The organism is Curtobacterium sp. YR515 (assembly GCF_900113095.1).
Taxonomy (GTDB): Bacteria; Actinomycetota; Actinomycetes; order Actinomycetales; family Microbacteriaceae; genus Curtobacterium.
Map to the genome: position 1 here is coordinate 555,793 of NZ_FOOD01000004.1, position 24,782 is coordinate 580,574.

The following is a 24,782-nucleotide window of genomic DNA, read 5'->3' on the forward strand; positions in this document are numbered from 1 at the left end:
ACCGAGAACGGTGTCACCCATGGATCACTTCGCTGCAGCAGCGGCCGCCATGCAGGCCGCGCCGGAGGGCACCGACCTGTGCCCGCCCTTCCTCGCCACCCTCCCCGTGACGAGCGTCGGGATCTCGACGCTCGGCGACCCGTTGGGCTCGATGACGGTGTGCGCGAGTGACGCGATGGCGGAGCGTGTGGACGAGATCCAACTCGACCTCGGCGAGGGGCCGTGCTGGCAGGCGCTCGAGACCCGGCGTCCTGTCCTCGAGGCCGACCTCACCGCCACGACGACCACGAGCTGGCCCGTCGCGCTCGAGGAACTCCTCCGTGCCGGGGTCGGTGCGCTCTTCTCCTTCCCGATGCGCATCGGCACGATCCCCGTCGGCGCCGTCGACCTCACGGTCGGCGAGGAACGGACCTTGACCCGCGGGCAGGTCCAGGGGGCGATCGAGCTGAGCACGGTCGCCGCGCGGCGTGTCCTCCGGGACGCCCTGCTCGCCGCTGCCGCCGACGGGCGCGCGGACATGGAACCCGGACGATACTCGAGGCGGGAGGTGCACCAGGCCACCGGCATGGTCGCAGCCCAGCTCGGCGTCAGCGTCCAGGACGCCCTGCTCGTCTTGCAGGCCCACGCGTACGCCACCGAACGCACCGTCCGCGACGTCGCCGCGGACATCATCGAACGCCGACTCGACCTCGCCCGGCCGTACGGTTCCGAGACCTAGGGAGCACGCACCATGGCACCGACCCGCGAGCACCGACTCGTCGACACCTTCGTCGCGCTGACCGACATCCTCGTGGACGACTACGACGTGGTCGAACTCCTGCAGAACCTCGTCGACAGCGTCGTCGACATCTTCGACGCGTCCGCCGCCGGCATCCTGCTCGTCAACCAGTCGCAGGAGCTCGAGGTCCTCGCGTCCACGAGCGACCGGTCGAGCTTCCTCGGACTCCTGCAGCTCGACGCCGGCGAGGGCCCCTGCGTGGAGTGCTTCGCCACCGGGCGCCCGGTGTCGGTGCGCGACCACGCCGAGATGGAACGCCGGTGGCCGACGTTCGCCGCGGCCTCGGCCGAGTCCGGCTACGCCTCGGTCCACGCCATCCCGATGCGGTTGCGCGACACCACGCTCGGGTCGCTCAACTTGTTCCGAGAGACCGAGGGCGCCCTGAACCGCGAAGACGCCCTCGCCGCCCAGGCGCTCACGGACGTGGCCACGATCAGCATCCTGCAGCAGCGGTCGCTCGAACACGCCAACCTGGCGCAGCAGCAGCTCCAGCGCGCGCTCGACAGCCGGATCGTCATCGAGCAGGCGAAGGGCTTCCTCGCCCAGACCCACCGGATCGACATGGACCAGGCCTTCGCGAAGCTGCGCGCCCACGCGCGGTCCAACCAGGAGCTGCTCGCCGACGTCGCGCGCGCGGTCGTGGAACGGCGACTCGTCATCCCCTGAGCCGCGCAGGTCGCTCCGCGTAGCGTGCAGGACACCACGTAGCCCCGGTCCCCGGTTACAGCGTCACCGCTGCACCCAGGAGGACACCATGGTCGACGACACGACCGCACCGGTCGGCTACCGGAAGACCACACCGCGCGTCGGCCTGACCGACACGACGTCGACCTACACCGCGCTGCTCGCCCAGGTCCGCACCGCCGGACTCCTCGGGCGTCGGACCGGCTGGTACTGGGGGCTCGTCGCCGTCCTCACGGCGCTGCTCGTCGCCACGGGCACCGCGTTCGCCGTGCTCGGCGGCTCGTGGTGGCAGCTCGTCGTCGCGGGGGTGCTCGGACTGCTCTTCACCCAGTTCGCGTTCCTCTCGCACGAGGCGGCACACCGGCAGGTCTTCGCCAGTCACGACTGGAACGACCGTGCCGCACGGTACGTCGGCACGTTCCTGACCGGCATCAGCTACGCCTGGTGGATGAACAAGCACACCCGGCACCACGCGAACCCGAACACGGTCGGCAAGGACCCGGACATCTCGTTCGACGCGATCTCCTTCCGGGCGGAGGACGCGCGGAGCCGCACCGGGTTCCTGCACGTCCTGGTCCGGGTGCAGGGGTGGGCGTTCTTCCCGATGCTCCTCGTCGAGGGCGCGAACCTGCACTGGCAGTCGATCCGCACCTACACGGGACGCGGAGCCGTCAAGCACCGCTGGGCCGAGGGGTCCGTCTTCGCCGGACGCTTCGTGCTCTACGTCGGCGCGGTCTTCTGGGTCCTGCCGATCGGCATCGCGTTCGCGTTCCTCGGCGTCCAGCTGGCGGTGTTCGGGTTCTGCATGGGGATCGCGTTCGCGCCGAACCACAAGGGCATGCCGATCATCGAGGCCGGACGCCGGGTCGACTTCCTCTCCCGCCAGGTGCTGACCTCCCGCGACATCAGCGGCGGGCGGTGGGTCGAGTTCTTCATGGGCGGGTTGAACCACCAGGTCGAACACCACCTCTTCCCGAGCATGGCCCGGCCGAACCTCCGTGCGGCGCGGGACCTCGTGCGCCGGTACTGCGACGAGCAGGGGGTGCCGTACACCGAGACGACCCTCGTGCACTCCTACGTGATCGTCGTCCGGTACCTGAACGAGGTCGGCCTGGCGGCGAGCGATCCGTTCGCCTGCCCGGTGGTCGAGCAATTCCGGGCCCCGTGACCGTCGGCGGTCCCCGCTAGGGTCCGAGCGTGATCACACGCACCACCGGTCAGGGCCGCCCGCTCGTCGCCGTGCACGGCTTCGGCATCGACCACCGCATCCTGCTCCCCCTCGAGCGCGCCGTCACGGACGCGCCGTGGCGGTGGGTCCACCTCGACCTGCCGTGGGTCCGCGAGTCGCCGGGGTACGACCCCTCGGCCTCGAGCGCGCAGGACGTCGCCGACGCCGTCCGGGAAGCGGTCCGTGCGCACCTGGGCGACGAGCCGTTCGCGATCGTCGGCAACTCGTTCGGCGGCATGGTCGCGCGCTCCGTCGCGCACGAGCTCCGCGGCCAGGTGCTCGGCCTCGCCACGATCGTCGGCGTCGTCGAACCGGACCACGCACGCCGACGAGTGCCCCCGCGACAGGTCGTCCTCCCCGATCCGGCCGTGGTCGCCGCGGCCGAGCCCGGTGCCGCCCGCGACGACTTCGCCGCGCTCAGCGTCGTCCAGACCACCGCGACGCTCGAGGCGTACGAACAGTCCGTGCTCCCCGGCCTGCGCGCCGCCGACCAGGCCGTGGTCGACCGGATCGCGTCCGACTACGCGCTGCGCACCGAACCCGAGGCGCTCCACCCCGATCCGTTCACCGCGCCGACACTGCACCTCTTCGGCCGTCAGGACGACGTGGTCGGGTACGAGGACGGCTGGGCGCTGCGCGACCACTACCCCCGCGCGACGTACGCCGTGCTCGACGCGGCGGGGCACAACGCCCACCTGGAACGTCCGGCCGTCGCGGCGGCGCTGTTCCGCGACTGGCTCGACCGGATGGCCTGAGCCGGGGCGTCCGCCGCCCAGGCGCCGAGGACTACCTTCGAGCCAGGTGACCCCAGCCCACGGCCGCCGGAACGATCCCATCGTCCAGCGACCGGAAGCACCATGACCTCCCTCCCCAGCACCGACCACTCCGAGACCGACGACGTCCGCTGGGCGGCGGTCGATCCGCGGACCTGGGAGGCGCGGTGCGGCTCCGTCGTGATCGGCACGGTGGTCTTCGGGTCGCGGTACGTCGTGCGGTTGCGGGACGGCGACATGACGGGCTTCCACACCAGTCTCGAGAGCGCGAAGGCGCAGCTCGAGGCGTGGGTCCGCTGGCAGTCGGGGCCTCCCGGCGAGCTCTGAGAGGCTGGGTCGGTGCACATCACACTCGACTCCACGACCGCGACCGACGTCGTCACCGACATCCGGTTCCCCGAGGGCAACCGGTGGCACGACGGCCGGCTCTGGTACTCCGACATGCACACGGGCGAGGTGTTCTCGCTGCGCCCCGGCCCGGGCGCGCAGCCCCGGCTCGAGGCCACGGTGTACGGGCAGTCCTCGGGCCTCGGGTGGCTGCCGGACGGCCGGTTGATCGTCAGCGCGATGGAGTCCCGCACGGTCGTGGCCGTGGGCGGGGACGGCGCGGCCGAGGTGTTCGCCGACCTGTCCGGGGTCGAGTCCTCGCTGCTCAACGACCTGGTCGTCGACGACGCGACCGGCCGCACCTACATCGGCGCCTTCGGCTACGACCTCTACGGCGGTGAGGAGCTCCGCCCCGGCCCGCTCTGGGTGATCGGCACCGACGGGTCCCACCGCCTCGCCGCGGACGGGCTCGTCTTCCCGAACAGTGCGAACGTCCTCCCGGGGACCCGCACGCTCGTGGTCAGCGAGACGTGGGGTGGTCGTCTGACGGCGTTCGACATCGAGCCCGACGGTTCCCTGGCCGGACGACGCGAGTGGGCGGCGCTCCCCGCCGGCACCACGCCGGACGGCAGCACCGTCGACCGCGACGGCGCGGTCTGGGTCTGCTCCGTCGACACCGGCGAGTTCCTGCGGGTCGTCGAGGGCGGCACGGTGACGGACCGCATCGAGGCCCCGGGGCGGTGTGCGATCGACTGTGCGCTCGGCGGCGATGACGGGCGCACGCTCTACCTCGCGACCGCCGACAGCTACGACCCCGCCGTGACGGCACGGACCCGGGCCGGTCGGATCAGTTCCGTGCGCGTCGAGGTCCCGGGGTGGTGACGGCGACCGGTCGGTCGTGACGCCGCGCGGAGATCGCTCCGTGCGGCCGCGGGGTCGCGTCGTCGGCGTCTCGGGTGACCGCCTCGACGACGTCGAAGCCCGCTGCGGAGACCGCTGTTGCCAGACGGTCCACCGACCACCGGTGCGCGGTGGTGACCGCGTGGTCGAACGGCTCCACGTCCGGTCCGGTGGGGAACCCGACGAGCAGCCGGCCGCCGGGGCGGAGGACCCGCGCGAACTCCTCGAGCGGACGTCGCAGGGCAGCCGGGTCGTGGTGGATCAGCGAGTACCAGGCCAGGACGCCACCGAGGCTCTCCGGCTCGTCGGGGAGCGCGTCGACGTCCGCGACCGCGAACGGGATGCCCGGGTGCGCCTGCCGGGCGTGGGCGACGAACTCCGGGATCCGGTCCACACCCCGTGCGTCGTGACCGAGCGAGGCGAGCTGTGCGGTCCAGTGTCCGGGGCCGCACCCGGCGTCGAGCAGGGGTCCGTCGACGGTCGACGCCCACGCCGTCACCAGCGCCTCGTCGGCCGCGTGCACGGACGTCATCGACCCCAGGTGCTCGATGTACTCGGCGGCGCGACGCGAGTACGCCGACGTGACGGGGTCCGGGTCGCCGGGACGCACCATCACCACGTCGACGTCGTCCTCGTGGTCACGGACGAACCCGTGCCGCGCGTAGAGCCGCTGTGCCGCACTCCCCTGCAGCACGATGAGTCGCGTGTCCCCGGCGTGCGGCTCGGCCAGCACGGTCCGCAGCACCGTCGACCCGATGCCGCACCCCTGCAGGTGCGGCGCGAGGTAGAGGTGCTCGATCCACCGGTCGCTGCCGTCGAACCGGACCGTGACGGAGCCGACGTCGGCGCCGTCGACCACGATGACCCGCGTGCTGTCGGGCAGGAACCCGCGCCGCAGCCGCTCCCGGACGCGCACGTCGTCGTACCGGCCGAGTCGGCGGAGATCGGCTCGGAGCACCTCGGCCCGGAGCTCCGCGACCCACTCCACGTCGTCGGGGGTACCGGGGCGCAGCGAGATGTCCATCACCGCCATCGTACGGTCGCCGGGACACGCCGTACCCTGGCCGCGTGGCACCTTCGCGAGCAGTCGGGTTCGACCTCGACGGGACCCTCTTCGACCACCGGGGCGCCGCCCGCACCGGCGCGGAGCAGTTCCTCACCGGGCTGGGCGTCACCGTCACCCCGTCGGTGCTCGACGCCTGGTCCGCCGCCGAGGACGAACACTTCGAGCGCTGGCGCTCCGGCGAGATCGGCTTCCAGGAGCAGCGGCGCGAGCGGCTCCGGACCGTCCTGCCCCCGCTCGGGATCGTGCTCCCCCACGACCCCGACGCTCTGGACAGCGTGTTCGAGCGGCACCTCGACGCCTACCGCGCCGCCTGGCGGACGTTCCCGGATGTTGTGCCGCTGCTCCGCGAGCTCCGGACGCGCGGCTACCGCCTCGGGCTGCTGACGAACGGGTCCGCTGCGCAACAGTCCGAGAAGCTGGCGGCGACCGGACTCGACACCGCCCTCGACGTGGTGTGCATCTCGGAGCGCATCGGCGTGCAGAAGCCCGACGAGGGAGCCTTCCACGCGCTCGCCGACGCACTGGGGGTGCCCGCGTCGGCGTGCTTCTTCGTCGGCGACGACCCGGTCCGCGACGTCGCCGGGGCCCGGTCCGCGGGGATGCGCACCGTCCTCGTCGACCGGTACGCCCACGGTGCACTCGACGTCCGGCACCAGGTGCTGTCCGCGCTCGGCGAGTCCTGAACGACGCGGCGTCCCGGTCGGCTCGTGCCGTGGGTCTCGTGGCGTTCCCTAGGCTGGTGCGATGCGCTCCCTGACCCGGCTCGACGACTGGACGGCAGACGAGGTCGAGGAGGTCTTCGCCCTCGCGGACGCGTACCGCACCGGTCAGGGGCCGACGACCGACGGCTCTGCGGTGATGTTCTTCCCCGCGACCAGCCTGCGCACGCGGGTCACGTTCGAGCGCGGTGCCGCGACGATGGGACTGCAGCCGATCGTCTTCCCGGACACCACGCTCGACAAGCCCGAGGCGCTCTCGGACGTCGCCGGGTACCTGGCCTCGTGGGCGGACGTCCTCGTCGTCCGTCACCACGACCTCACCGTCGTCGAGGGTCTCGCGGCTGCCGGAGCACTCCCCGTCGTGAACGCGATGACCGACGAGAACCACCCGTGCGAGGTGCTGTCCGACCTGTACGCCCTGCGGCGGGAGCAGCGCGACCTCGGCACGCTGCGCTTCCGTTTCGTGGGCGCCGACGGCAACATCGCCCGGGCGTGGCAGGAGGCCGCACGTGTCCTGCAGCTCGACCTGGTGCAGTGCTGCCCCGCCGACCTCGCGACCCCAGGAGCCGCGTGGACGGACGACCTCGCGACCGCGATCCGGACCGCTGACGTCGTCATCACCGACGGGCCCGGACGGCATGCCGAGGCGCTCGAGCCGTTCCGGGTCACGGCGGACCTGCTCGACACCGCACCGGCCGGCGTCCGCTTCGCCCCGTGTCCGCCGTTCGTGCGCGGGCGCGAGGTCAGCGCGGACGCCGTGGCACACCCGGCCTTCGTCGGACACGGCTTCAAGCGGTCGCTGCTGCCGGTGCAGCAGGCCGTGCTGGCGCACTGCATCGGTCTCGCCTGATCCGGCTCACTCCCTACCGCTCGACTCGCACGGGAGCACGGCCCGACCGACCAGCCCGGACCCGGAGACATCGCACGGAGAGCGCGATGCCCACTCCGTCGAGCACGACGAGGAGGCCGAGCGCAGCGTGCGCGACCACCCAGAGCGCAGCATCGTGCGGCAGCAACTGTGACGGGTCGAACGCGCCGGTCGACTCCGAACGGTCGACAGCCCGGTCGTGAGCCTCCGTGTACAACGCGAAGAAGGCGACGAACGCCGCGTTGAACACGGCCGCAAGCGCCCAGATCACCGAGACCGTCACCCGGGAGAGCGGCCGGAGCGCACCGACGTCGGACATGGGGCAACCGTAGACGGGAACGACCGGGCGACCGGCAGGGGAACCGCGTCCTGGCGTGAGCGTCCTCGAAGGGACCGAACGACGAAAGCCCCCGGTTTCCCGGGGGCTTCCTCGTGGTGCACGGCAGCGTCGGCGTCTGCGGTGTCAACGGAATGGCGCAGACTCGGAGCAAGCATGACGGGACGCTGACTGTTCGGTCACGAACGGTCCGGGAGCAACAGGCCTGCACCGTGATTGCCGCATAGTTGCAGTCATGGGGACATGGACCGCACGTGAGACCTTCGGGCTCGTCGGCAAGAGCTACCTGTGGATGGTCGGTGTCACCACCCCCACCGTGCTGCTGGTGTGCATCCTGGTCAGCCTGTTCTCCGGTGCCGACGGCTCCGCAGTGTTCCTCGGCATGACCACGGTGTTCATCGCCGGCATCATCAGCATCGGCGGGGCCGCCGTTGCACTGCCGTTCACCTACGTCACCGGCAGGCTCCTCACCTCCGTCCGGAACACGGCGGTGCACGTCGCCACCCACGCGGTCGTCGCCGGTGCGCTGGCTGCCGGCTGCATGCAGGGAGTGGTCGCGTTCTCCGGCGGCGGCTGGATCTGGCAGTTCCCCTTGCTGGTGTCAGCACCAGCGGGTGCAGCGGCCGCCATCGCCACATGGCGTCACACGCACCCGCAGCCGGCCCCGCCTGTCCGCCATGCCGTTGCTCCACCTCATCGAGGTCGACCCGATGAAGCGCCGGCACCGATGTCGGCCGTCGAGCGCGACCGACGCAGATGCTGAACCGATGGCTGAACACGCCGAGCTCGCACCACGGGCAGACGCGGACGCTCGATCGCGCAGAGACCATGCCACGTGCTCTGATCCGGGGTTCGCGCAGTGGCTGATCAAACACGAAAGCCCCCGGGAGACCCGGGGGCTTTCTTCTGTGGTGGGCGATACTGGGATCGAACCAGTGACCTCTTCCGTGTCAGGGAAGCGCGCTACCGCTGCGCCAATCGCCCAGAGGAGTGTGGAACTGGAGGTGGGGACGGGATTCGAACCCGCGTGGACGGCTTTGCAGGCCGCTGCCTAGCCTCTCGGCCACCCCACCATCGAGGTTCACGTCTCCGTGAGTACCCGAACGGTGGGATACCCTCTGGTGAGTCGTGACGTTCCTGAGAACACCACACTCGAGCGGATGACGAGATTCGAACTCGCGACCCTCACCTTGGCAAGGTGATGCGCTACCACTGCGCCACATCCGCATTTGTCTGACCCGCTGTCGCGGCGACGACGTAAACTCTATACGAACCCGGGGGCATCCACCAAAATCCTCCTCGTTCACCGGGCGTGTCCCCCGTGTTCATGCGGATCGGGCGGCTTCCACCGCCCGCGCCACACCCGGGACGCGCGCCGTGTTCGGCACCGGCCCCGGCATCCGCTACTATCGACTGGCACGCACAGTGCAGGGGGCGATTGGCGCAGTTGGTAGCGCGCTTCGTTCACACCGAAGAGGTCATCAGTTCGAGTCTGGTATCGCCCACCCACCCGCAAGAGCCCGGCGCAACAGCGTCGGGCTCTTCGCATCTGTTGAGACAGTCACCAGCCAGATCGGACGAAGGGGCGCATGACCGACGTCGACCTCGAGTTCGCCCGGGTCCGGGCAGTCCTCGACCGTCCGACCCTCCGGCTGATGTCCCGGCCGACCAGCGCCGTCGTCCTCGCGGTGTTCCGCACGGTGTTCGACCGCGACGTGCAGTACGTCCCCGCGGACCGGATGCACCTGCAGGTCGAGGAGCACGTCGCACGGCTCCAGGCCGCCGGCGCCCGCACCCCCGCGAACGAGCAGGCGGAGCAGCCCGAGCAAGACGCCCGACCGAACGGCCGCGCCCTCTGTCGCGAGTGGGTCGCCGCGCAGTGGCTCGTCCGCTCGAACTCCCCCGACGGCGACGAGCAGTACTCCCTGACGAGCCACGCGCTCGAGGCCCTGTCCCTCGTCGACGCCCTGTCGTCCGACCGGGCGCTCATCAGCGAGAGCCGGCTCGCGATGATCGTCGACGCCGTGCACCGCTGGGCCGCCCGCGCCGAGCCCGACCCCGACGTGCAGATCCGCCGCATCGACGCGCAGATCGCCGAGCTCCAGGCCGAGCGTGAGCGACTCGAGCAGGGTGACGTGGACACCGTGGACGACGCCCGGATGCGCGACGGCTACACGAACATCTCCGACCTGATCCGCCAGCTCCCGAGCGACTTCAAGCGCGTGGAGGAAGCCGTGGCGACGATGCACCGCTCGATCGTCGAGGACTTCCGGCAAGAGGTCCGACCGATCGGCGAGATCCTCGACGACTACCTCGCCCGCACGGACAACCTCATGCAGGCCACCCCCGAGGGCCGTGCGTTCGAGGGCGCGTTCGAACTGCTCCGCGACGACGCCCTGCTGCTGCGGCTCCGAGACGACATCGCGACGATCCTGGCCCACCCCTTCGCGGACTCCCTCGGGGCGTCCGAGCGCCGGGCCTTCCGCAACACGGTGGTCATCCTCCGCCAGGGCATCGAGGACGTCCTCGCCCAGCGACGACAGCTCACGGCGACGCTGCGCGACCAGATCGTCGCGCACGACGTCGCCCGCGACCGTGAACTCGACGCCGTCATCCGGTCGATCGAGCGCGGACTGGCGACCTGGATGGAGCACGGGTCGGCGCGCGACCGGCTGCCCCTCGGTCTCCTGCCGGCGACGGCCGAGGTCGGCACGCTGCGCGAACGGTTCTACGACCCGGACGCCGAGTCCGTGCCGCCCGCGATCGAGGAGCCGGACGACGACGTCTTCGAGGAACTCGACGTGGAGACGCTCCGGCGACACGGCGGACCGCTCCTCACCGAGCTCCGCGCGGCACTGCGCTCCGCCGAGGCCGACTCCAGCGTCGACGCCTTCCACGGCCTGCCGCCGGAGCAGCGGCGTCCGGTCGAGCTCTTCGGGCTCGCGCACCTCCTCACCGGTCACGAGGACTTCGAGTCCGCCACGCACCTCGCGGAGCACCGGACGGTCCGTCCCGACGGCAGCCCGGTCACCTTCCACATGCCGACCGCGGCGCTCACCGACGAGCGCCACGACCGGACGCCAGACACGACGAACGACGAACACGCACAGGAGGCGCGGTGAGCGACACGACGCCGGCACCGGTCGACGAGACGGTCCCCTACGACGACCCCGCACCCGTCCCGCAGGACGACGAGCGCGACGAGACCAGCTTCGCCCTCTTCGAGGGCGACGAGGGACGACTGGACGACCGGCAGCGCCGTGCCCTCGTGGCGCTGCTCCGCAACTCCTACGTCAGTGCACGGACGCACGCCGACGAGTGGCGCGCCGTGCTCGACGCGGAGTACCAGCTCCGCTCGCGCCTCAACGACCTGTTCCTCGAACTGCACGTGGACCGCGACCGCGAGGTCGCCTGGAAGCGTCAGGCCCGCTCCGAGAGCCAGCGCCGCGGCTTCCCCACGCTGCTGCGCGACGTCCCGTACACGCGCGAGGAGACGATCGTCCTCGTCTACCTGCGCATGCGCCTCCGTGCCGACACCCGCCCGGGCCCGGACCAGGTCGTCGTCGACCGCTCCGAGATCCTCGGGCACGTCGCCGGGTTCCGCCCCGCGACGGCGACCGACCGCACCCGTGACGAGGGCCGCGTGGCGAAGGCGGTCGAACGCCTCGTGACCGCCCGGATCCTCCTGAAGACGAGCGACCCGGACCGGTTCCGGGTCGCGAGCGTGGTCGAGGTACTGCTCCCGCTGGAGCGGCTGCGCGACCTCGACACGTGGTTGGCGAGCACAGCGTCGCGGACCGCCGCCGCGCCCGGGGACGCGACCACCCCGGACGGCGAGCCGACCGACGGGGACGACCCGTCCCTCCTGGCCGACGAGACCGACACCGACGACGAAGGCGAGACGGAAGCGTGACCGACACCTTCGAGATCCCGGCCCTGTTCGACACGGTCGCGCAGTGGCGCGCCGAGTCGATGCAGGTCGTGAACTGGGGCGGCTTCCACGGCCACCGCCAGGTCGAGCTGTCCGGCACCGCGACGCTCATCTCGGGCGCGTCCGGCACCGGCAAGTCGACGCTGATGGACGCGTACCTCGCCGTGATGATGCCGTCGGACGTGCCGTTCAACGGCGCGTCGAACGACGCGACCACCGGGCGCGCGCGCAGTGCCGACCAGCGGAACCTGCTGACGTACCTGCGCGGCAAGGTGGACACCCGTCGCGACCCCGAGTCCGGTGCCCTTCGCGACGTGAACCTGCGCGGCGACGACCAGACCACGTGGGGTGCCGTCGCGGTGACGTTCCGGAACGACGACGAGCGGCGCTTCACGGTGCTGCGCGCGTACATCGTGCCGAAGCGTGCGCGGGGCGTCGGCGACATCCAGATGACCATGGCGACGGTGGACGACACGTTCGACCTGCGCCGGCTCGAGGAGTTCGTGCCGACGCGCTTCCACCACCTCGAGCTGACCGGCCGCGTGCCGGGGCTCGTGATCCGCGACACCTACCAGGAGCTCGCCTACACGCTGCAGACCCGCCTCGGCATCGGTGACTCCGGTGGTGGCAACCGGGCGATGCGGCTCCTCGCGCGCATCCAGGCAGGGCAGCACCTGCCCACCGTCGACGCCCTGTACAAGTCGCTCGTGCTCGAGACGCCGGGCACGTACGAGGCCGCCGACCGTGCCCTCGCGCACTTCTCCGCCCTCGACGAGGCGTACGAGGCGATGGACACCGAGGAGCGCAAGGTCCGCATCCTCTCCCCCATCACCGAACTGCACGCCGAGATCGCGCGCTCGAGGGCCGCGGCCGAGGCGCTCGACGGGATCGCGACCGGCGCCGAGGTGTCCCCGTTCGCGCACTGGACCGCATCGCGCAAGCGCGCGCTCCTGGACGCCGAGGTGGACCGCAACGGGCGCGAACGCACGGCTGCCCGCGCCGAGGTCGCCGCGGCGGAGGCCCGGCACGCCGCGGTCGAGATCGAGCTGCGCGATGCCGAGGCCCGGCTCCGCGACCAGGGCGGGAACGCGCTGGCCCAGCTCGAGGACCGCATCGACCGTCGGACGCGCGAGCGCGACGCCGTCGTCCGCACCCGGGCGACGTTCGACGAGCGGACGGCCGTGCTCGGGTCGCCCGTGTCCACCGAGCAGTCCTTCACCGCCGTGCAGCGGGCGTCGCACGAGTTCCTCGGCACCTACGCTGCGTCGCGCGCGGAGCTCGACGAGCGCCGTGACGCCCTCACCCGCGAGGAGTACCCGCTCCTCGACCGCGAGCGGTCCCTCCGCCAGGAGCGCCAGTCGCTCGAGCACCGACAGGGCGCCATGCCGCTGCCGATGCACGAGGCCCGACTGGCGATGGCCCGCGCCGCCGGCATCGACCCGTCCGAGCTGCCCTTCGTCGCCGAACTGCTCGACGTGCTGCCCGGCGAGGAGCGCTGGCGCACGGCGATCGAGTCCGTCCTGGCGCCCGTCGCCCGCACGCTCCTGGTCGACCAGGACCGCCTCGCCGACTTCAGCGAGGCGATCGACGCGCTCCGCCTGCCGGTGCGCGTGCAGTTCGAGGGCGTGCCGACGGGGCCGCACATCGACGTCGACGGCGACCCGTCCATGGTGTCCGGCAAGCTCGCGATCAAGCAGTCGCCGTTCAGCACCTGGGTGCGCGAGCGCATCGAGTCCGACCGCACCGACGCCCGGTGCGTCGGGTCCGCCGCGGACCTCGGCGGCGGCGGCCGGCGCGTCACCGAGTCCGGGCAGCTCCGCGACGGTCGACGCGGTGCCCACGGCGACCGACGTCAGGCGAACGTCATCGGCTTCACGAACGAGGCGCGGGTCGCCTCGGTGGAGCAGGAGCTGGCCGCGATCGCCGAGGACCTCGCCACGCTCGAGGCCCGGCGTACCGACGTCGCCCAGGACATCACGGCGCTCGACGTCCTCCGCGCCGCGCACCAGCACATCGTCGACGTCACGTGGGAGGCGATCGACGTCGTCGGGCTCGAGGACTCGCTCGCCCGCCTCGACCAGGAACGCCAGGCACTCCTCGCCGCCGACGACGGCCTCCGCACGCTGCGTTCGGCCGTGGGTCGGCTCCGGGCGTCCCTCGACGAGGCGTCGGACCGTCGCGCCGCTGCCCGCCAGTCGGTCGCCCGGCTCGAGGAGCGGCACGCCGTGCTCGTGGACGGTCAGGACGCCGCGGCCGAGATCCTGTCGCGCTTCGAGGACACCCCTGACGCCCTGCCGGACGACCGACAGGCACAGCTGCTGTCCGAGACGTTCGAGGAGATCGGAGCACCGGACGGCGTCGACGGCTTCGACGACGCCACCCGCCGACTGAAGCGCCGGCTCGAGGAACGCCTCGCGCAGGCGCTCGACGGCGCCGCGTCGGCCTCGACCGCGTTGACGCTGACCTTCCAGCGCTACCAGGACGCCTGGCCGGACCCGAACCTCGGGACCGGCGTCGCGTCCTACCCCGACTACCGCGCCATCCTCGACCAGATCGTCGCGACCGGCCTGCACTCCCGCCGGAGCGAGTGGCGCCGACGCCTGTCGCAGTGGAGCGGCGAGGACCTCGTCCCGCTCGCCGGTGCCTTCGACCGGGCCGTCGTCGAGATCGAGGAGCGGCTCGAACCGGTCAACGAGATCCTCCGCGAGCTGCCCTTCGGTGCGAACCGCGACCGGCTGAAGATCCAGATCCGCCGGGTCACGCGCGAAGAGGTCACGGCCTTCCGCCGGGAGCTGCGGGCACTGTCGGCGTCCGTCGACACCGACCTGACGGACGACGTGCTCGAGACCCGGTTCCGCCGGCTCCGACGCTTCATGGCCGTCATCCGCCCCGACCCGTCCGTCCCGCGTGGCGGCCGGACCACGCAGCGCGACGCCGTGCTCGACGTCCGGCGACACATGGAGATCACGGCCGTGCGGTACGACACCGAGGGCAACGACCTCGGCGTGTACTCGTCCCTCGGCGACAAGTCCGGCGGTGAGACGCAGGAGCTCGTGGCGTTCATCGTCGGTGCCGCGCTCCGGTACCAGCTCGGCGACGAGACCCGGCCGCGGCCGCGGTTCGCGCCGGTGTTCCTCGACGAGGCCTTCATCAAGGCGGACTCGGAGTTCGCGGGGCGTGCGGTGACGGCGTGGCTGCGGCTCGGGTTCCAGCTCGTCGTGAGTGCGCCGCTCGACAAGGTCACGGCGCTGGAGCCCTCGATGGAGCGGCTCCTGTCGATGCGCAAGCACCCGGACACCGGACACTCGTCGATCACCGAGATCGCGCGGGCTGCCGTGGGGGCGTAGGCGCGCCGCCCGTCCCCGGGCCGCCGCCCGTCCGTGGGCCGACCGCCCGTTCGCGGGCCGCCGGGGTCGCACGAACTGCCGCCCGGCGCCGGCAGCAGCGGCACCTCGTGCGACCCCGGCGACGGGCGCACGGCATGTCGTGCGACCAGGGCGACCGTTCCCGCCACCCCCGGACTGGGGTGCCGGCAACAGCAGGCCGCCGGGCACTCCTTGGCTACGATCGCCAGGAGCTCCACCGACTCCAGCAGGGACCGTACCGTGACCACTCGCACACGCACCGCAGGCGCGATCGTCACCGGGCTCCTCGTCGCCGGCGCGCTCGCTGCGTGTGTCCCGTCCTCCACGGCACCGGGGTCGACAGCGGCACCGACCACCGCCACGGCGACTCCGCTGGTCACACCGACGCCGAAGCAGACACCGACGCCCACACCCACCCCGACCCCGACCGCGACCCCGACCGCCGTGCCGACGACGCTCCCGGTCGGCGACGTCACGTCGAACGGACGCACGTGGCGGCAGTCGTACGCCGAGGACTTCACGAAGCCCGCCGCACTCGGCACGGTGGCATCCGTCTACCCCGGCATGGGCCTCTACGACGGATTCCAGGACACCAGCGGACTCGGCACGTACGCCCCTGCGAAGGTGCTGTCCGTCGCCGACGGCAACCTCGACTTCAATTTCCACTCCGAGGACGGCCGACCGCTCGTCGCCGCGGTCATGCCGGACGGGTACGCGCCGCACACGTCGGCACGCGTCAGCATCCGCTACAAGACCACGGTCACCGACGGGTACAAGTTCGTCGGCATGCTGTGGCCGTCCTCCGACGAGTGGAACGACGGCGAGATCGACTGGCCGGAGTCACTCACGCTCGGGGCATCGCCGCGCCCCGCGTCCGCGATCCCGGGAACGTACGCGAACCGTCACGTCAAGTACGACCGCTCGGTGCAGGTCCACGCGAAGACCGACACCACCGAGTACCACGTCGCCACCACCGAGTGGGACACGGGCATCGTCCGCTTCTACTGGGACGGGGAGCTCGTCTCCTCCACCACCGAGGCCGTGCCGACGAAGCCGATGCGCGTGACCCTGCAGGGCGAGACGTGGACCGACCACGGCGCCGTCCCGACGGACGCATCGGGCACCGTGTCCGTCGACTGGATCTCCATCTGGAACTGATCCACGCGCGGTACGGTGGGCGCGTGTTCGGACGCCGCTCCCCCAGCCCCCGCCCCGACGACCGACCGGGCCTCGGTATCGGCGCCCTCGTGCAGGTCGTCGACACCGACCAGGGCGGCGAGGAGTGGGCCGACGAGCCGATCGGCGTGATCGTCGCACCGGGCGCCAGCCAGCTCGGCGGGACCCAGCGCACCTGGACGGTCGCGTTCGAGGAACCCGTGTACACGAAGGACGGCCGCGGCCCGTTCGAGCGCGCGACCGTCCTGAGTCGTCAGCTGGTGCCGGTCGAGCCGGCACCGGACACCGAGGGCTAGTACTCCTCGTTGCCGCTCTTCATCATGGCCGCGAAGGCCATGCAGACCCCCACGCCACCGAGCACGCCGATGCCGATGATGACGCCTGCGATGAGTTCGAGCATTGGTGACTCCTTGGTTCCGGGGCCGGTCTGGCTGCCCTCAGGTTAGCGGATGCCGCGCATGAGCTTCAGCACCGGCTTGGCGAGGACGAGCAGGACGACCCCGACCGCGACGGCGACGAGCCCGAGGACGGCGAAGTACGGCGCCTCGTCCGTCGGGTGGTAGTACTGCGAGAGCACCCCCGTGACGGCGGTGCCGAGCGACACCGACAGGAAGAACAGGGCCACCATCTGCGTCTGGAACTTCGGCGGTGCGAGCTTCGTGGCCACCGACTGGCCCACCGGCGACAGCAGGAGCTCGGCGATCGTGAAGACGAGCAGGATCCCGACGAGGGCGAGCAGCGGCGTGCCGTTCTGCCCGGTGCCGACGAAGGGCAGGAAGAGCAGGAACGCGACGCCCATGATGCCGGTGCCGAGGGCGAACTTCGTCGGGGTGGACGGCTGACGGTCGCCGAGCTTCGTCCAGATCGCCGCGAACACACCGGACAGCACGATGATGAAGACCGGGTTGATCGACTGCACCCACGAGACCGGCATCTCCCAGCCGAACAGGGACCGGTCGAGGCGCTCGTCGGAGTAGACGGTCACGACGGTGAACTGCTGCTGGTACAGCGACCAGAACACCGCACTGCCGATGAACAGGGGGATGAAGGCGAACACGCGCGACCGCTCCTGCGCGGTGATGCCGCTCGAGAGGATCACCACGAAGTACCCGATCGTGGCGAGGATGACGATGGCGACGACCACGGTGGGCAGGTTGTCGACGTTCAGGAGCCCCGTCAGCACGGCGACCACGATCACCGCGAGTGCCACGAGGACGAGCACGCCGATGAGCGGGAGCCGACGGCGGTCGACGGGGTTCGTGACGTGGCGCACGGACTCCGGCAGCTTGCGGCGGCGGATCGCGTACTGCACGAGCCCGGCCGCCATGCCGACCGCGGCCAGGCCGAAGCCGTAGTGGAAGCCGAGCGAGCTCTGCAGCAGGCCGGTCAGGAGCGGACCGAAGAACGCCCCGAGGTTCACGCCGAGGTAGTACAGCGAGAAGCCGGCGTCACGACGGGGGTCGTCCCGGCTGTAGAGCCCGCCGACGATCGTCGTCGCCGTGGCCTTGAGCCCGCCGGAGCCGAGCGCGATGAGCACGAGGCCGACGCCGACGCCCGCGACACCGGGGATGAGCGCGAGGGCGATGTGCCCGAGCATCACGACGATGGCACTGCCGAACAACGTCCGGTCCGCACCGAGCAGCCGGTCGGCGATCCACGCCCCGATGATCGTGAACAGGTACACGGCACCGCCGTAGGCACCCATGATCCCGCTGGCGACGCCCTTGTCGATGCCCAGCCCGCCCTGCGAGAGCGTGTAGTACATGTAGATGAGGACGATGCCCTGCATCCCGTAGAACGAGAACCGCTCCCAGAGCTCGACGGCGAACGGCGTCGACAACTCGAACGGCTGCCCGAAGAAGGTCCGCCCGCGTGCGGGTGTGGTGGTACCTGACATGCCGCACATTCTGCCCCTCGGAGCCGGGCCGCGCCGAATCGCTGAACTCGCCTCAGGAACGCCGGGCGCGGTCGTTTGGAGGGTTCCCACGACCGCGGTCGACCCACGGGCCACCCGCGTTGTCAGCCCCGGACGGCGTTCACGCGACTCGCGGGTCCGATCAATAGCGTGGGTTCTGCAACACCGGACAGAGCAGTTCAGGAGGGCTCCGACCATGGTCGACACCGCACCCGTCCACAGCACGAACACGCCCAAGGCCGACGCCGCCGGCGACCCCGCCGCGGGCACGCCCGCCGGCGGGACGGACACCGACGTCCGGATCGACGTCGACCTGCTCGCCGAGCACCTGCTCGGCCGCTGGGCGGACGACCGCCGTGCCTCGCGCCGACTCGCGCTCGACCCGGCGATGCACAAGGTCGAGGGCATGCCCTACGCCGACGCCCGCGCCCGGACGCTCGACCAGCTCCGCATCCTCGTCGACGCGGGTGCGATCCAGCGCCCCTACCCCGAGGAGTTCGGCGGCTCGAGCAACCACGGCGGCAACCTCGCCGCGTTCGAGGAGCTCACCACGGCCGACCCCTCGATGCAGATCAAGGCCGGCGTGCAGTGGGGGCTGTTCGGCTCGGCCGTGCACCACCTCGGCACCGAACGGAACCACCGCGAGTTCCTGCCGGGCATCGTCTCGTTCGAGGTCCCCGGCTGCTTCGCGATGACGGAGACCGGGCACGGCTCGGACGTCCAGAGCATCGCCACGCGGGCGACCTACGACCCGGCGACCCAGGAGTTCGAGATCCACACGCCCTTCCGCGGCGCGTGGAAGGACTACATCGGCAACGCCGCCCTGCACGGCAAGGCGGCTGTCGTCTTCGCGAAGCTCGTGACGCAGGGCGTCGACCACGGCGTCCACGCGTTCTACGTGCCGCTCCGCGACGCCGAGGGTGCGTTCCTGCCCGGTGTCGGCGGCGAGGACGACGGCTACAAGGGCGGCCTGAACGGCATCGACAACGGCCGACTGCACTTCGACCACGTGCGCGTCCCCCGCACCAACCTGCTGAACCGCTACGGCGACGTCGCCGAGGACGGCACCTACTCCTCGCCGATCGCCTCGCCCGGTCGCCGCTTCTTCACCATGCTCGGCACCCTCGTGCAGGGCCGCGTTTCGCTCGACGGCGCCGCGGTCGTCGCCCAGAAGATCGGCCTGGAGATCGCGCTGACGTACGCGGCACAGCGCCGCCAGTTCCCGACGGGCGACGGCACCGAGGGTGTCCTGCTCGACTACGGCCGGCACCAGCGCCGGTTGATCCCCCGCCTCGCCACGGTGTTCGCGCAGTCGTTCGCCCACGAGAAGCTCCTCCGCACCTTCGACGACGTGTTCAGCGGGCGTGAGGACACCCCGCAGCGTCGCGAGGACCTCGAGACCCAGGCAGCGGCCTTCAAGTCGATGTCCACGTGGTCGGCCCTCGACACGCTCCAGGAGTGCCGCGAGGCCTGCGGTGGCGCCGGGTTCCTCGCCGAGAACCGCCTCACCGGACTCCGCGCCGACCTCGACGTCTACGTGACGTTCGAGGGCGACAACACCGTGCTGCTCCAGCTCGTCGGCAAGCGCCTCCTCACAGACTTCCGCGCGAAGGCACCGAAGGACCCGGCGTCGACCGCGAAGTTCGTCGCGGCCCAGGCGGCCACGAAGCTCGCCGACGCCACCGGACTCCGGCGCCTCGGGCAGACCATGACCGACCGCGGCTCGCTCGCCGCGTCCGTCACGGACCTGCAGGACGCCAAGACGCAGCGCGACCTGCTCGCCGGCCGCGTCGACACGATGGTCACCGAGATCGGCATGCGCCTCGCGTCGGCCGGCAAGGACCGCTCACGCGGTGCCCGACTGCTCAACCGCTCGCAGCACGAGCTCATCGAGGCGGCCAAGGCCCACGCCGAGCTCATGCAGTGGGAGGCCTTCACCGAGGCCATCGACGAGGTCCCGCCGGGGGACACCCGCCGCGTGCTCGTCTGGCTCCGCGACCTGTTCGCCCTCGGCCTGCTGGAGCAGCACCTCGACTGGTACCTCATGCACGGGCGCATCACGGCGCAGCGGGCGCGGGCGGTCTCGGCGTACATCGACCGCCTCGTCGCCCGGGTCCGGCCGGTCATCCCGCAGCTGCTCGACTCGTTCGGGTACGAGGCCGGCCACGTCCGTGCACCGATCGCGCTCGGTGCCGAGCAGGCCCGGCAGGACGAGGCGCAGGCCTGGTTCGCCGCCGAGGCGGCCGCGGGTCGCCTCCCCGAGCAGGAGAAGAAGCCCCGCGCCTAGCGCTGGACGTGGGGCGCGCGTCAGGCGTCGCCGGCGGGCCCGCGGTCCTCGAGGGCCCGGCGGAGCCGCGCCTCGGCGTCGTCCCCGGCGCCGGCAGCAGCGGCAGCGGCCTCGGCGTTGGCCTCGGTCACCGCGCGCACGACCTCTTCGCGCTGGATCTTCACCCCGCGAGGCGCGTCGATACCGATCCGGACGCCGTCCCCGCGGCTGTCGAGCACCGTGATGACGATGTCGTCACCGACGAGGATCCGCTCGCCGACCTTCCGCGTGAGTACCAGCACCCGTTCAGCCTAGCGACACGACGGGGACTCCCAGCAGGTGCACCGACTCCGGCGTGGCGGTCTCCCCCGCGCCGATCGCCACGACCCCGGCCACGTGGGCTCGGTCGGCGACGGCGGCGAGCATGCGGACCGAGTCCTCGTGCTTCCGACCGACGTCCACGACGACCCAGACCTGGTCGGGTGCGAGTCCGGCGGCCGTCGCGACGTCGTCCCAGGCGGCGACCGCGAGCAGGGCGTACCCGTCGCGGACGCCCTCGGCACGGGCGAGGATCCCGCTCCGCCGGTCGGCCGCGTCGGTCGGCCGGAGTGCGTGCCGGGTCGCGAAGATCCCTGCGGCTGCGTCCACGTCGTTCGGACGACCGACGAGCAGCACGAGGTCGCCGTCGGCGGACCGGACCGACGGGCCGGGCCGGGTGGGCGCGGTGGCGGCGACCAGCTGCTCGGCCACGACGTCGTCGACGAGCCGAGCCGTCCCTCCAGGAACGACCGACGGACCGGGCACGTCCAGGAGGCGCGACCCGCCCGGCTCCTCGGCCCCCGCCTCCGGCAGTGCACGTGTCGGGCGCGGGGCGCTCCCCGTGATCCCGTCGGCGACGAAGCCGTCGAGCACCGACGCGAACGCGTCGGCCCGCGTGGACGCGGTGCCGTCGTGGCCGGCGATGCGCGCCTCCGCGGCTTCGGCGTCGGCCAGGAGCGCAGCGATGCCCACCCGCTGCACCGGCGAGTCGGCGATGGCGACGCGCGCGGTCGGGACGTCGTCGGGGCCGGGGACCTCGACGGTGGCCTCGACGTGCGCCTTGCGGAACAGCCCGCCGATGCCGGGTGTGGTGACGCGCTCGGCGGCGACGATGCGTGCGCCCGGTCCGAACTCCGAGCGGACGGCGTCCCGGAGCTCGTCGAGCGTGGCGCCGTTACGCTGCAATCGGGTCGGCGGCACGGACCACTCCCACGGTCTCGATGGTGGAGCCCGCGGCGGTGGCCTCCTGGTAGGAGAGCACCGGCAGGCCGTTCGACTGCGCGGAGACCATGCGGTGCACGGCCGGGCGGAGCTGCGGGGCGCAGACGAGGACGGCGGAGATCCCCTGGTCCTCGACGGAGCGGACGGCCTCGCGGAGCGACCCGAGGACCTGCTCGATGCGGTGGGCGTCGAGGACGATCTGGGTCCCTTGCTCGGACGGCCGGAGCCCCTCGAGCATCGACTGCTCGAGCAGCGGGTCGATCATGATGACCCGGAGCGTGCCGGCGTCGAGGTACCGGGCGGGCAGCGCGGGGCCGAGTGCGGCGCGGGCGGCCTCGACGAGCCCCTCCGGGTCGGTCGACACCTTCGCGCGGAGCGTGAGGCCTTCGCAGATCCGGCCGAGGTCGTTGATCGGGACCCGTTCGGCGAGCAGGCCTTGGAGGACCCGCTGCAGCTCGGCGAGCGAGAGCATCCCGGGGACGAGTTCCTCGACGGCCGCGGGGTTGACCTGCTTGACGCCCTCGGTGAGGACCTTGACGTCCTCGCGGGTGAGGAGCCGCGCGGCGTTGTCGCCGATGATCGCCTGCAGGTGCGTGACGAGCACGGAGACGCGGTCGATGACGGTCGCGCCGGTCATCTCGGCGGCGTGCCGGAGCTCGGCGGGGACCCACTTGCCAGCGAGGCCGAACACCGGTTCGACGGTGGTCTCCCCCGGGAGCCCCTCGAGGTGGTCGCCGAGGGCGAGCACGCTGCGCGACGGTGCGGTGCCCCGGCCGGCCTCGACGCCGGCGATGCGGATGGCGTAGGTCGACGGCGGGAGCTCGATGCTGTCGCGGGTCCGGACGGGCGGGACGACGATCCCCATGTCGATCGCGATCTTCCGGCGGAGTGCCCGGACGCGGCCGAGCAGGTCGTCCGAGGCGCCGGACACCATGTCGACCAGGTCGGGCGCGAGCAGGATCTCGAGGGCGTGCACGCGCATCTGCTCGATGAGGTCCTCGGGGGTGTCGGCGCTCGGCGCGGCGGCCTCCATGGCCTGCTGCTGGGCGACGGCTGCCTCCTCGCGCTTGGTGTTCTGCCCGAGGCGCCACCCGATGATGAGCAGCGTGGCGCCGATGACCAGGAACGGGACGATCGGCATGCCGGGGATGAACCCCATCGCGATCGCCGCCACGCCCGCGATCACGAGGGCGTTCCGCGACTGGGTGAGCTGCTGCGACGCCGAGGTGCCGATCTCGGTCTCGGCGCCGGAGCGGGTGACGATCATGCCCGTCGACACCGCCATGAGGAGCGCCGGGATCTGCGTGACCAGCCCGTCGCCGATGGTCAGGATGCCGTACTTCGACAGGGCGTCGGTGATCGACAGCCCGTTCTGCACCATGCCGATGGCGATGCCGCCGACGAGGTTGATGACGATGATGAGGATGCCGGCGATCGCGTCGCCCTTGACGAACTTCGACGCACCGTCCATGGCGCCGTAGAAGTCGGCCTCGGCGGACACGGCGGCACGGCGTTCCTTCGCCTGGGCGTCGGTGATGAGCCCCGCGTTGAGGTCCGCGTCGATCGCCATCTGCTTGCCGGGCATCGCGTCCAGGGTGAACCGTGCCCCGACCTCGGCGACGCGCTCGGCGCCCTTCGTCACGACGACGAACTGGATGACGACGAGGATCAGGAAGATGACCGCGCCGATGATGATCGAGCCGGAGACCGCCACGTGGCCGAACGCCTGGATGACGTCGCCGGCGAACCCCTCGCCGAGGACGAGCCGCGTCGACGCGACGTTCAGGCCGAGCCGGAACAGCGTCGCGACGAGCAGCAGCGACGGGAACACCGAGAAGTCGAGCGGCTTCTTCACGAACAGCGTCGTGAGCAGGATCACCAGCGCCAGCAGGATGTTGCAGATGATGAGGAAGTCGAGCAGGAAGGACGGCACCGGCAGGATCAGCAGCAGGATGATGCCGACGATGAAGACCGGGACGACGAGCTTCGGCAGGTCCTTGCGGTTCATGCGGGCACCCCTTCGGGAGTCGAGTTCGGGCGGAGCTTCCGGGGCCGGAGGTCCCCGCTGATCGTGGCCGGGTCGATGACCGTCGCGACCTCGTCCGGGGTGGTCGGCCGCGGCGGGGCGTGCGTCCCGGCCGCCGCTCCCCTGGCCTTGAGCGCCATGACGAACGACAGCACGCGGGCGACCGGCGTGTAGAGGTCGACCGGCACCTCCTGCCCGAGCTCGCACGCGGCGTGCAGCGCACGGGTGAGCGGGACGTCCTGGACGATCGGCACCCGGGCCTCGAGCGCCTTGTCACGGATCATCGCCGCGACCGGACCGGCGCCCTTCGCCACGACGCGCGGCGCGGACTTCCCCGGCTCGTACGACAGCGCGACGGCGTAGTGCGTCGGGTTCGTCATCACGACGTCCGCGGTGCCGATCGCCTGCACCATCCGGTTCCGGCTCATCGCGAGCTGTCGGGACCGGCGCTGGGACTTCACGAGCGGGTCGCCCTCGGCGTGCTTGTTCTCGTCCTTGACCTCGCGCTTGGTCATCATCGTGCGCTTGCGGTTGCGGCGGATCACGACGAAGACGTCGAGCGCGGCGAGGACCAGGCCGGCGACGATCGCCGCCCGGAGCAGGGTGCCGGTGCCGGCGGCCGCGGCGTCGAGCACGGCGGACAGCGGGAGCGATCCGCTCGTCATGAGGACGGGGACGAGTGCCTGCACGGCCATCCAGAGGACGAGGCCGACGACGGCGGTCTTGAGGAGCGCCTTGCACCCGTTCCAGAGCGCCTGGGTACCGAACACCCGCTTCAGGCCCTGGATCGGGTCGAAGTGCTCGGGCTGCGGCGCCAGCTTCCGGACGTGCACGCCGCCCTGCGCGACCGCTGCGGCCAGCACGGCGACGGCGACGACCCCGAGCATCGGGCCGAGGGTCCCGCCGAGCGAGCCGAGGGCCTCGTGGAACACGGCGTTCATGGTGCCGATCGTCGGGTCGGCGATGACGCGCTGCACGGCTCGGAGCTGCTCGGAGCCCGCGGCGGCGGCGTTGCCGATCGCGGACGGCATCATGAGTGCCGCGACCGCGATCCCGATCCACGCGCCGAGGTCCTGCGACCGCCCGATCTGGCCCTTCTGGTGGACCTCGCGCATGCGCTTCTGGGTCGCCTGCTCGGAGCGTTCTCCACTGTCGGACACGTC

22 protein-coding genes and 4 tRNA genes are annotated in these 24,782 nt (G+C 71.7%); 16 read left to right on the top strand and 10 right to left on the bottom strand.

Translation table 11 applies throughout. From position 1 onward, the window contains the following. The first annotated feature begins 19 nt into the window (after window positions 1–19). The 6 genes from BM028_RS13935 (at window position 20) to BM028_RS13960 (ending at window position 4,672) form a co-directional block, all read left to right on the top strand. Complete coding sequence (locus BM028_RS13935) at window positions 20–718, top strand: GAF and ANTAR domain-containing protein (RefSeq protein ID WP_092387197.1); 699 nt, start codon at window positions 20–22, stop codon at window positions 716–718. A gap of 12 nt (window positions 719–730) precedes the next feature. Next, a complete protein-coding gene (locus BM028_RS13940) occupies window positions 731–1,444 on the top strand; it encodes a GAF and ANTAR domain-containing protein (RefSeq protein WP_070418924.1) in 714 nt (237 codons plus the stop codon). A gap of 88 nt (window positions 1,445–1,532) precedes the next feature. Next, window positions 1,533–2,630: a fatty acid desaturase family protein gene (locus BM028_RS13945; protein ID WP_092387199.1), complete on the top strand. Its 1,098-nt coding sequence runs from the start codon at window positions 1,533–1,535 to the stop codon at window positions 2,628–2,630. Between the two features lie 29 nt (window positions 2,631–2,659). Further along, complete coding sequence (locus tag BM028_RS13950) at window positions 2,660–3,445, top strand: alpha/beta fold hydrolase (protein ID WP_092387201.1); 786 nt, start codon at window positions 2,660–2,662, stop codon at window positions 3,443–3,445. A gap of 102 nt (window positions 3,446–3,547) precedes the next feature. Further along, entirely contained in the window at window positions 3,548–3,790 is a 243-nt protein-coding gene (locus BM028_RS13955) for a hypothetical protein (protein WP_070418921.1), read from the top strand. 12 nt (window positions 3,791–3,802) lie between these two features. Beyond that, the gene (locus tag BM028_RS13960) at window positions 3,803–4,672 is read left to right on the top strand and encodes an SMP-30/gluconolactonase/LRE family protein (protein WP_092387203.1); all 870 of its coding nucleotides are present in this window, start codon (window positions 3,803–3,805) and stop codon (window positions 4,670–4,672) included. Here BM028_RS13960 and BM028_RS18895 read toward each other — a convergent pair. After that, a complete protein-coding gene (locus tag BM028_RS18895; protein ID WP_092387205.1) occupies window positions 4,638–5,714 on the bottom strand; it encodes a GNAT family N-acetyltransferase in 1,077 nt (358 codons plus the stop codon). The genes BM028_RS13960 and BM028_RS18895 overlap by 35 nt on opposite strands. Window positions 5,715–5,758: 44 nt before the next feature. Here BM028_RS18895 and BM028_RS13970 point away from each other — a divergent pair, with 44 nt between their 5' ends. Next, window positions 5,759–6,439, top strand: a complete 681-nt coding sequence (locus BM028_RS13970) for an HAD family hydrolase (protein ID WP_092387207.1) — start codon at window positions 5,759–5,761, stop codon at window positions 6,437–6,439. Window positions 6,440–6,500: 61 nt separating this feature from the next. Then, window positions 6,501–7,325: an ornithine carbamoyltransferase gene (locus BM028_RS13975; protein ID WP_070418919.1), complete on the top strand. Its 825-nt coding sequence runs from the start codon at window positions 6,501–6,503 to the stop codon at window positions 7,323–7,325. A gap of 13 nt (window positions 7,326–7,338) precedes the next feature. Here BM028_RS13975 and BM028_RS13980 read toward each other — a convergent pair whose 3' ends face one another. Beyond that, entirely contained in the window at window positions 7,339–7,662 is a 324-nt protein-coding gene (locus tag BM028_RS13980) for a hypothetical protein (RefSeq protein ID WP_070418918.1), read from the bottom strand. 253 nt (window positions 7,663–7,915) lie between these two features. Between BM028_RS13980 and BM028_RS13985 the strand changes: the two genes are divergently transcribed. Next, complete coding sequence (locus BM028_RS13985; protein ID WP_070418917.1) at window positions 7,916–8,443, top strand: hypothetical protein; 528 nt, start codon at window positions 7,916–7,918, stop codon at window positions 8,441–8,443. Between the two features lie 146 nt (window positions 8,444–8,589). Here BM028_RS13985 and BM028_RS13990 read toward each other — a convergent pair. The 3 genes from BM028_RS13990 to BM028_RS14000 form a co-directional block, all read right to left on the bottom strand. Continuing rightward, window positions 8,590–8,664 (bottom strand) — tRNA-Val (locus BM028_RS13990). A gap of 15 nt (window positions 8,665–8,679) precedes the next feature. Further along, window positions 8,680–8,753: transfer RNA gene (locus BM028_RS13995), tRNA-Cys, on the bottom strand. Window positions 8,754–8,835: 82 nt separating this feature from the next. Continuing rightward, a tRNA-Gly gene (locus BM028_RS14000) sits at window positions 8,836–8,907 on the bottom strand. Window positions 8,908–9,112: 205 nt separating this feature from the next. Here BM028_RS14000 and BM028_RS14005 point away from each other — a divergent pair. From BM028_RS14005 to BM028_RS14030, 6 genes are all read left to right on the top strand, one after another. After that, window positions 9,113–9,185 (top strand) — tRNA-Val (locus BM028_RS14005). Between the two features lie 84 nt (window positions 9,186–9,269). Continuing rightward, entirely contained in the window at window positions 9,270–10,802 is a 1,533-nt protein-coding gene (locus BM028_RS14010) for a DUF3375 domain-containing protein (RefSeq protein WP_092387209.1), read from the top strand. Beyond that, window positions 10,799–11,593, top strand: a complete 795-nt coding sequence (locus BM028_RS14015; protein ID WP_092387211.1) for a DUF4194 domain-containing protein — start codon at window positions 10,799–10,801, stop codon at window positions 11,591–11,593. The genes BM028_RS14010 and BM028_RS14015 overlap by 4 nt, the downstream gene beginning before the upstream one ends. Next, window positions 11,590–14,958, top strand: a complete 3,369-nt coding sequence (locus BM028_RS14020) for an ATP-binding protein (protein ID WP_092387213.1) — start codon at window positions 11,590–11,592, stop codon at window positions 14,956–14,958. Before BM028_RS14015 ends, BM028_RS14020 begins: the two co-directional genes overlap by 4 nt. A gap of 258 nt (window positions 14,959–15,216) precedes the next feature. Continuing rightward, a complete protein-coding gene (locus tag BM028_RS14025) occupies window positions 15,217–16,134 on the top strand; it encodes a glycoside hydrolase family 16 protein (RefSeq protein ID WP_092387215.1) in 918 nt (305 codons plus the stop codon). 23 nt (window positions 16,135–16,157) lie between these two features. After that, on the top strand, window positions 16,158–16,448 hold the full coding sequence (locus BM028_RS14030) for a hypothetical protein (protein WP_254789589.1): 291 nt from the start codon (window positions 16,158–16,160) through the stop codon (window positions 16,446–16,448). A gap of 146 nt (window positions 16,449–16,594) precedes the next feature. Here the strand turns inward: BM028_RS14030 and BM028_RS14035 are convergent, their stop codons facing one another. After that, entirely contained in the window at window positions 16,595–18,058 is a 1,464-nt protein-coding gene (locus BM028_RS14035; RefSeq protein WP_092387217.1) for a peptide MFS transporter, read from the bottom strand. A 205-nt stretch (window positions 18,059–18,263) separates the two neighbouring features. Here BM028_RS14035 and BM028_RS14040 point away from each other — a divergent pair, with 205 nt between their 5' ends. Continuing rightward, a complete protein-coding gene (locus tag BM028_RS14040) occupies window positions 18,264–20,354 on the top strand; it encodes an acyl-CoA dehydrogenase family protein (RefSeq protein WP_092387219.1) in 2,091 nt (696 codons plus the stop codon). 20 nt (window positions 20,355–20,374) lie between these two features. On the opposite strand, the gene csrA is transcribed toward BM028_RS14040, so the two are convergent. The 4 genes from csrA to BM028_RS14060 are packed head-to-tail and all read right to left on the bottom strand — an operon-like array spanning window position 20,375 to window position 24,779. After that, a complete protein-coding gene (gene csrA, locus BM028_RS14045; protein WP_070418910.1) occupies window positions 20,375–20,635 on the bottom strand; it encodes a carbon storage regulator CsrA in 261 nt (86 codons plus the stop codon). Window positions 20,636–20,639: 4 nt separating this feature from the next. Next, complete coding sequence (locus BM028_RS14050; protein ID WP_139219830.1) at window positions 20,640–21,572, bottom strand: hypothetical protein; 933 nt, start codon at window positions 21,570–21,572, stop codon at window positions 20,640–20,642. Further along, entirely contained in the window at window positions 21,547–23,601 is a 2,055-nt protein-coding gene (locus BM028_RS14055; RefSeq protein WP_092387222.1) for a flagellar biosynthesis protein FlhA, read from the bottom strand. The genes BM028_RS14050 and BM028_RS14055 overlap by 26 nt, the downstream gene beginning before the upstream one ends. Then, entirely contained in the window at window positions 23,598–24,779 is a 1,182-nt protein-coding gene (locus tag BM028_RS14060) for an EscU/YscU/HrcU family type III secretion system export apparatus switch protein (protein ID WP_071301625.1), read from the bottom strand. The genes BM028_RS14055 and BM028_RS14060 overlap by 4 nt, the downstream gene beginning before the upstream one ends. Window positions 24,780–24,782 lie beyond the last annotated feature (3 nt).

Excerpts from the sequence above, each read along its gene's own strand:
- BM028_RS13975 (WP_070418919.1), top strand. The coding sequence starts at position 6,501 with ATGCGCTCCCTGACCCGGCTCGACGACTGGACGGCAGACGAGGTCGAG.
- BM028_RS13945 (WP_092387199.1), top strand. The coding sequence starts at position 1,533 with ATGGTCGACGACACGACCGCACCGGTCGGCTACCGGAAGACCACACCG.
- BM028_RS14035 (WP_092387217.1), bottom strand. The coding sequence starts at position 18,058 with ATGTGCGGCATGTCAGGTACCACCACACCCGCACGCGGGCGGACCTTC.
- BM028_RS13955 (WP_070418921.1), top strand. The coding sequence starts at position 3,548 with ATGACCTCCCTCCCCAGCACCGACCACTCCGAGACCGACGACGTCCGC.
- BM028_RS18895 (WP_092387205.1), bottom strand. The coding sequence starts at position 5,714 with ATGGACATCTCGCTGCGCCCCGGTACCCCCGACGACGTGGAGTGGGTC.
- BM028_RS13940 (WP_070418924.1), top strand. The coding sequence starts at position 731 with ATGGCACCGACCCGCGAGCACCGACTCGTCGACACCTTCGTCGCGCTG.
- BM028_RS14055 (WP_092387222.1), bottom strand. The coding sequence starts at position 23,601 with ATGAACCGCAAGGACCTGCCGAAGCTCGTCGTCCCGGTCTTCATCGTC.
- BM028_RS14010 (WP_092387209.1), top strand. The coding sequence starts at position 9,270 with ATGACCGACGTCGACCTCGAGTTCGCCCGGGTCCGGGCAGTCCTCGAC.
- BM028_RS14040 (WP_092387219.1), top strand. The coding sequence starts at position 18,264 with ATGGTCGACACCGCACCCGTCCACAGCACGAACACGCCCAAGGCCGAC.
- BM028_RS13935 (WP_092387197.1), top strand. The coding sequence starts at position 20 with ATGGATCACTTCGCTGCAGCAGCGGCCGCCATGCAGGCCGCGCCGGAG.
- BM028_RS13985 (WP_070418917.1), top strand. The coding sequence starts at position 7,916 with ATGGGGACATGGACCGCACGTGAGACCTTCGGGCTCGTCGGCAAGAGC.
- BM028_RS13980 (WP_070418918.1), bottom strand. The coding sequence starts at position 7,662 with ATGTCCGACGTCGGTGCGCTCCGGCCGCTCTCCCGGGTGACGGTCTCG.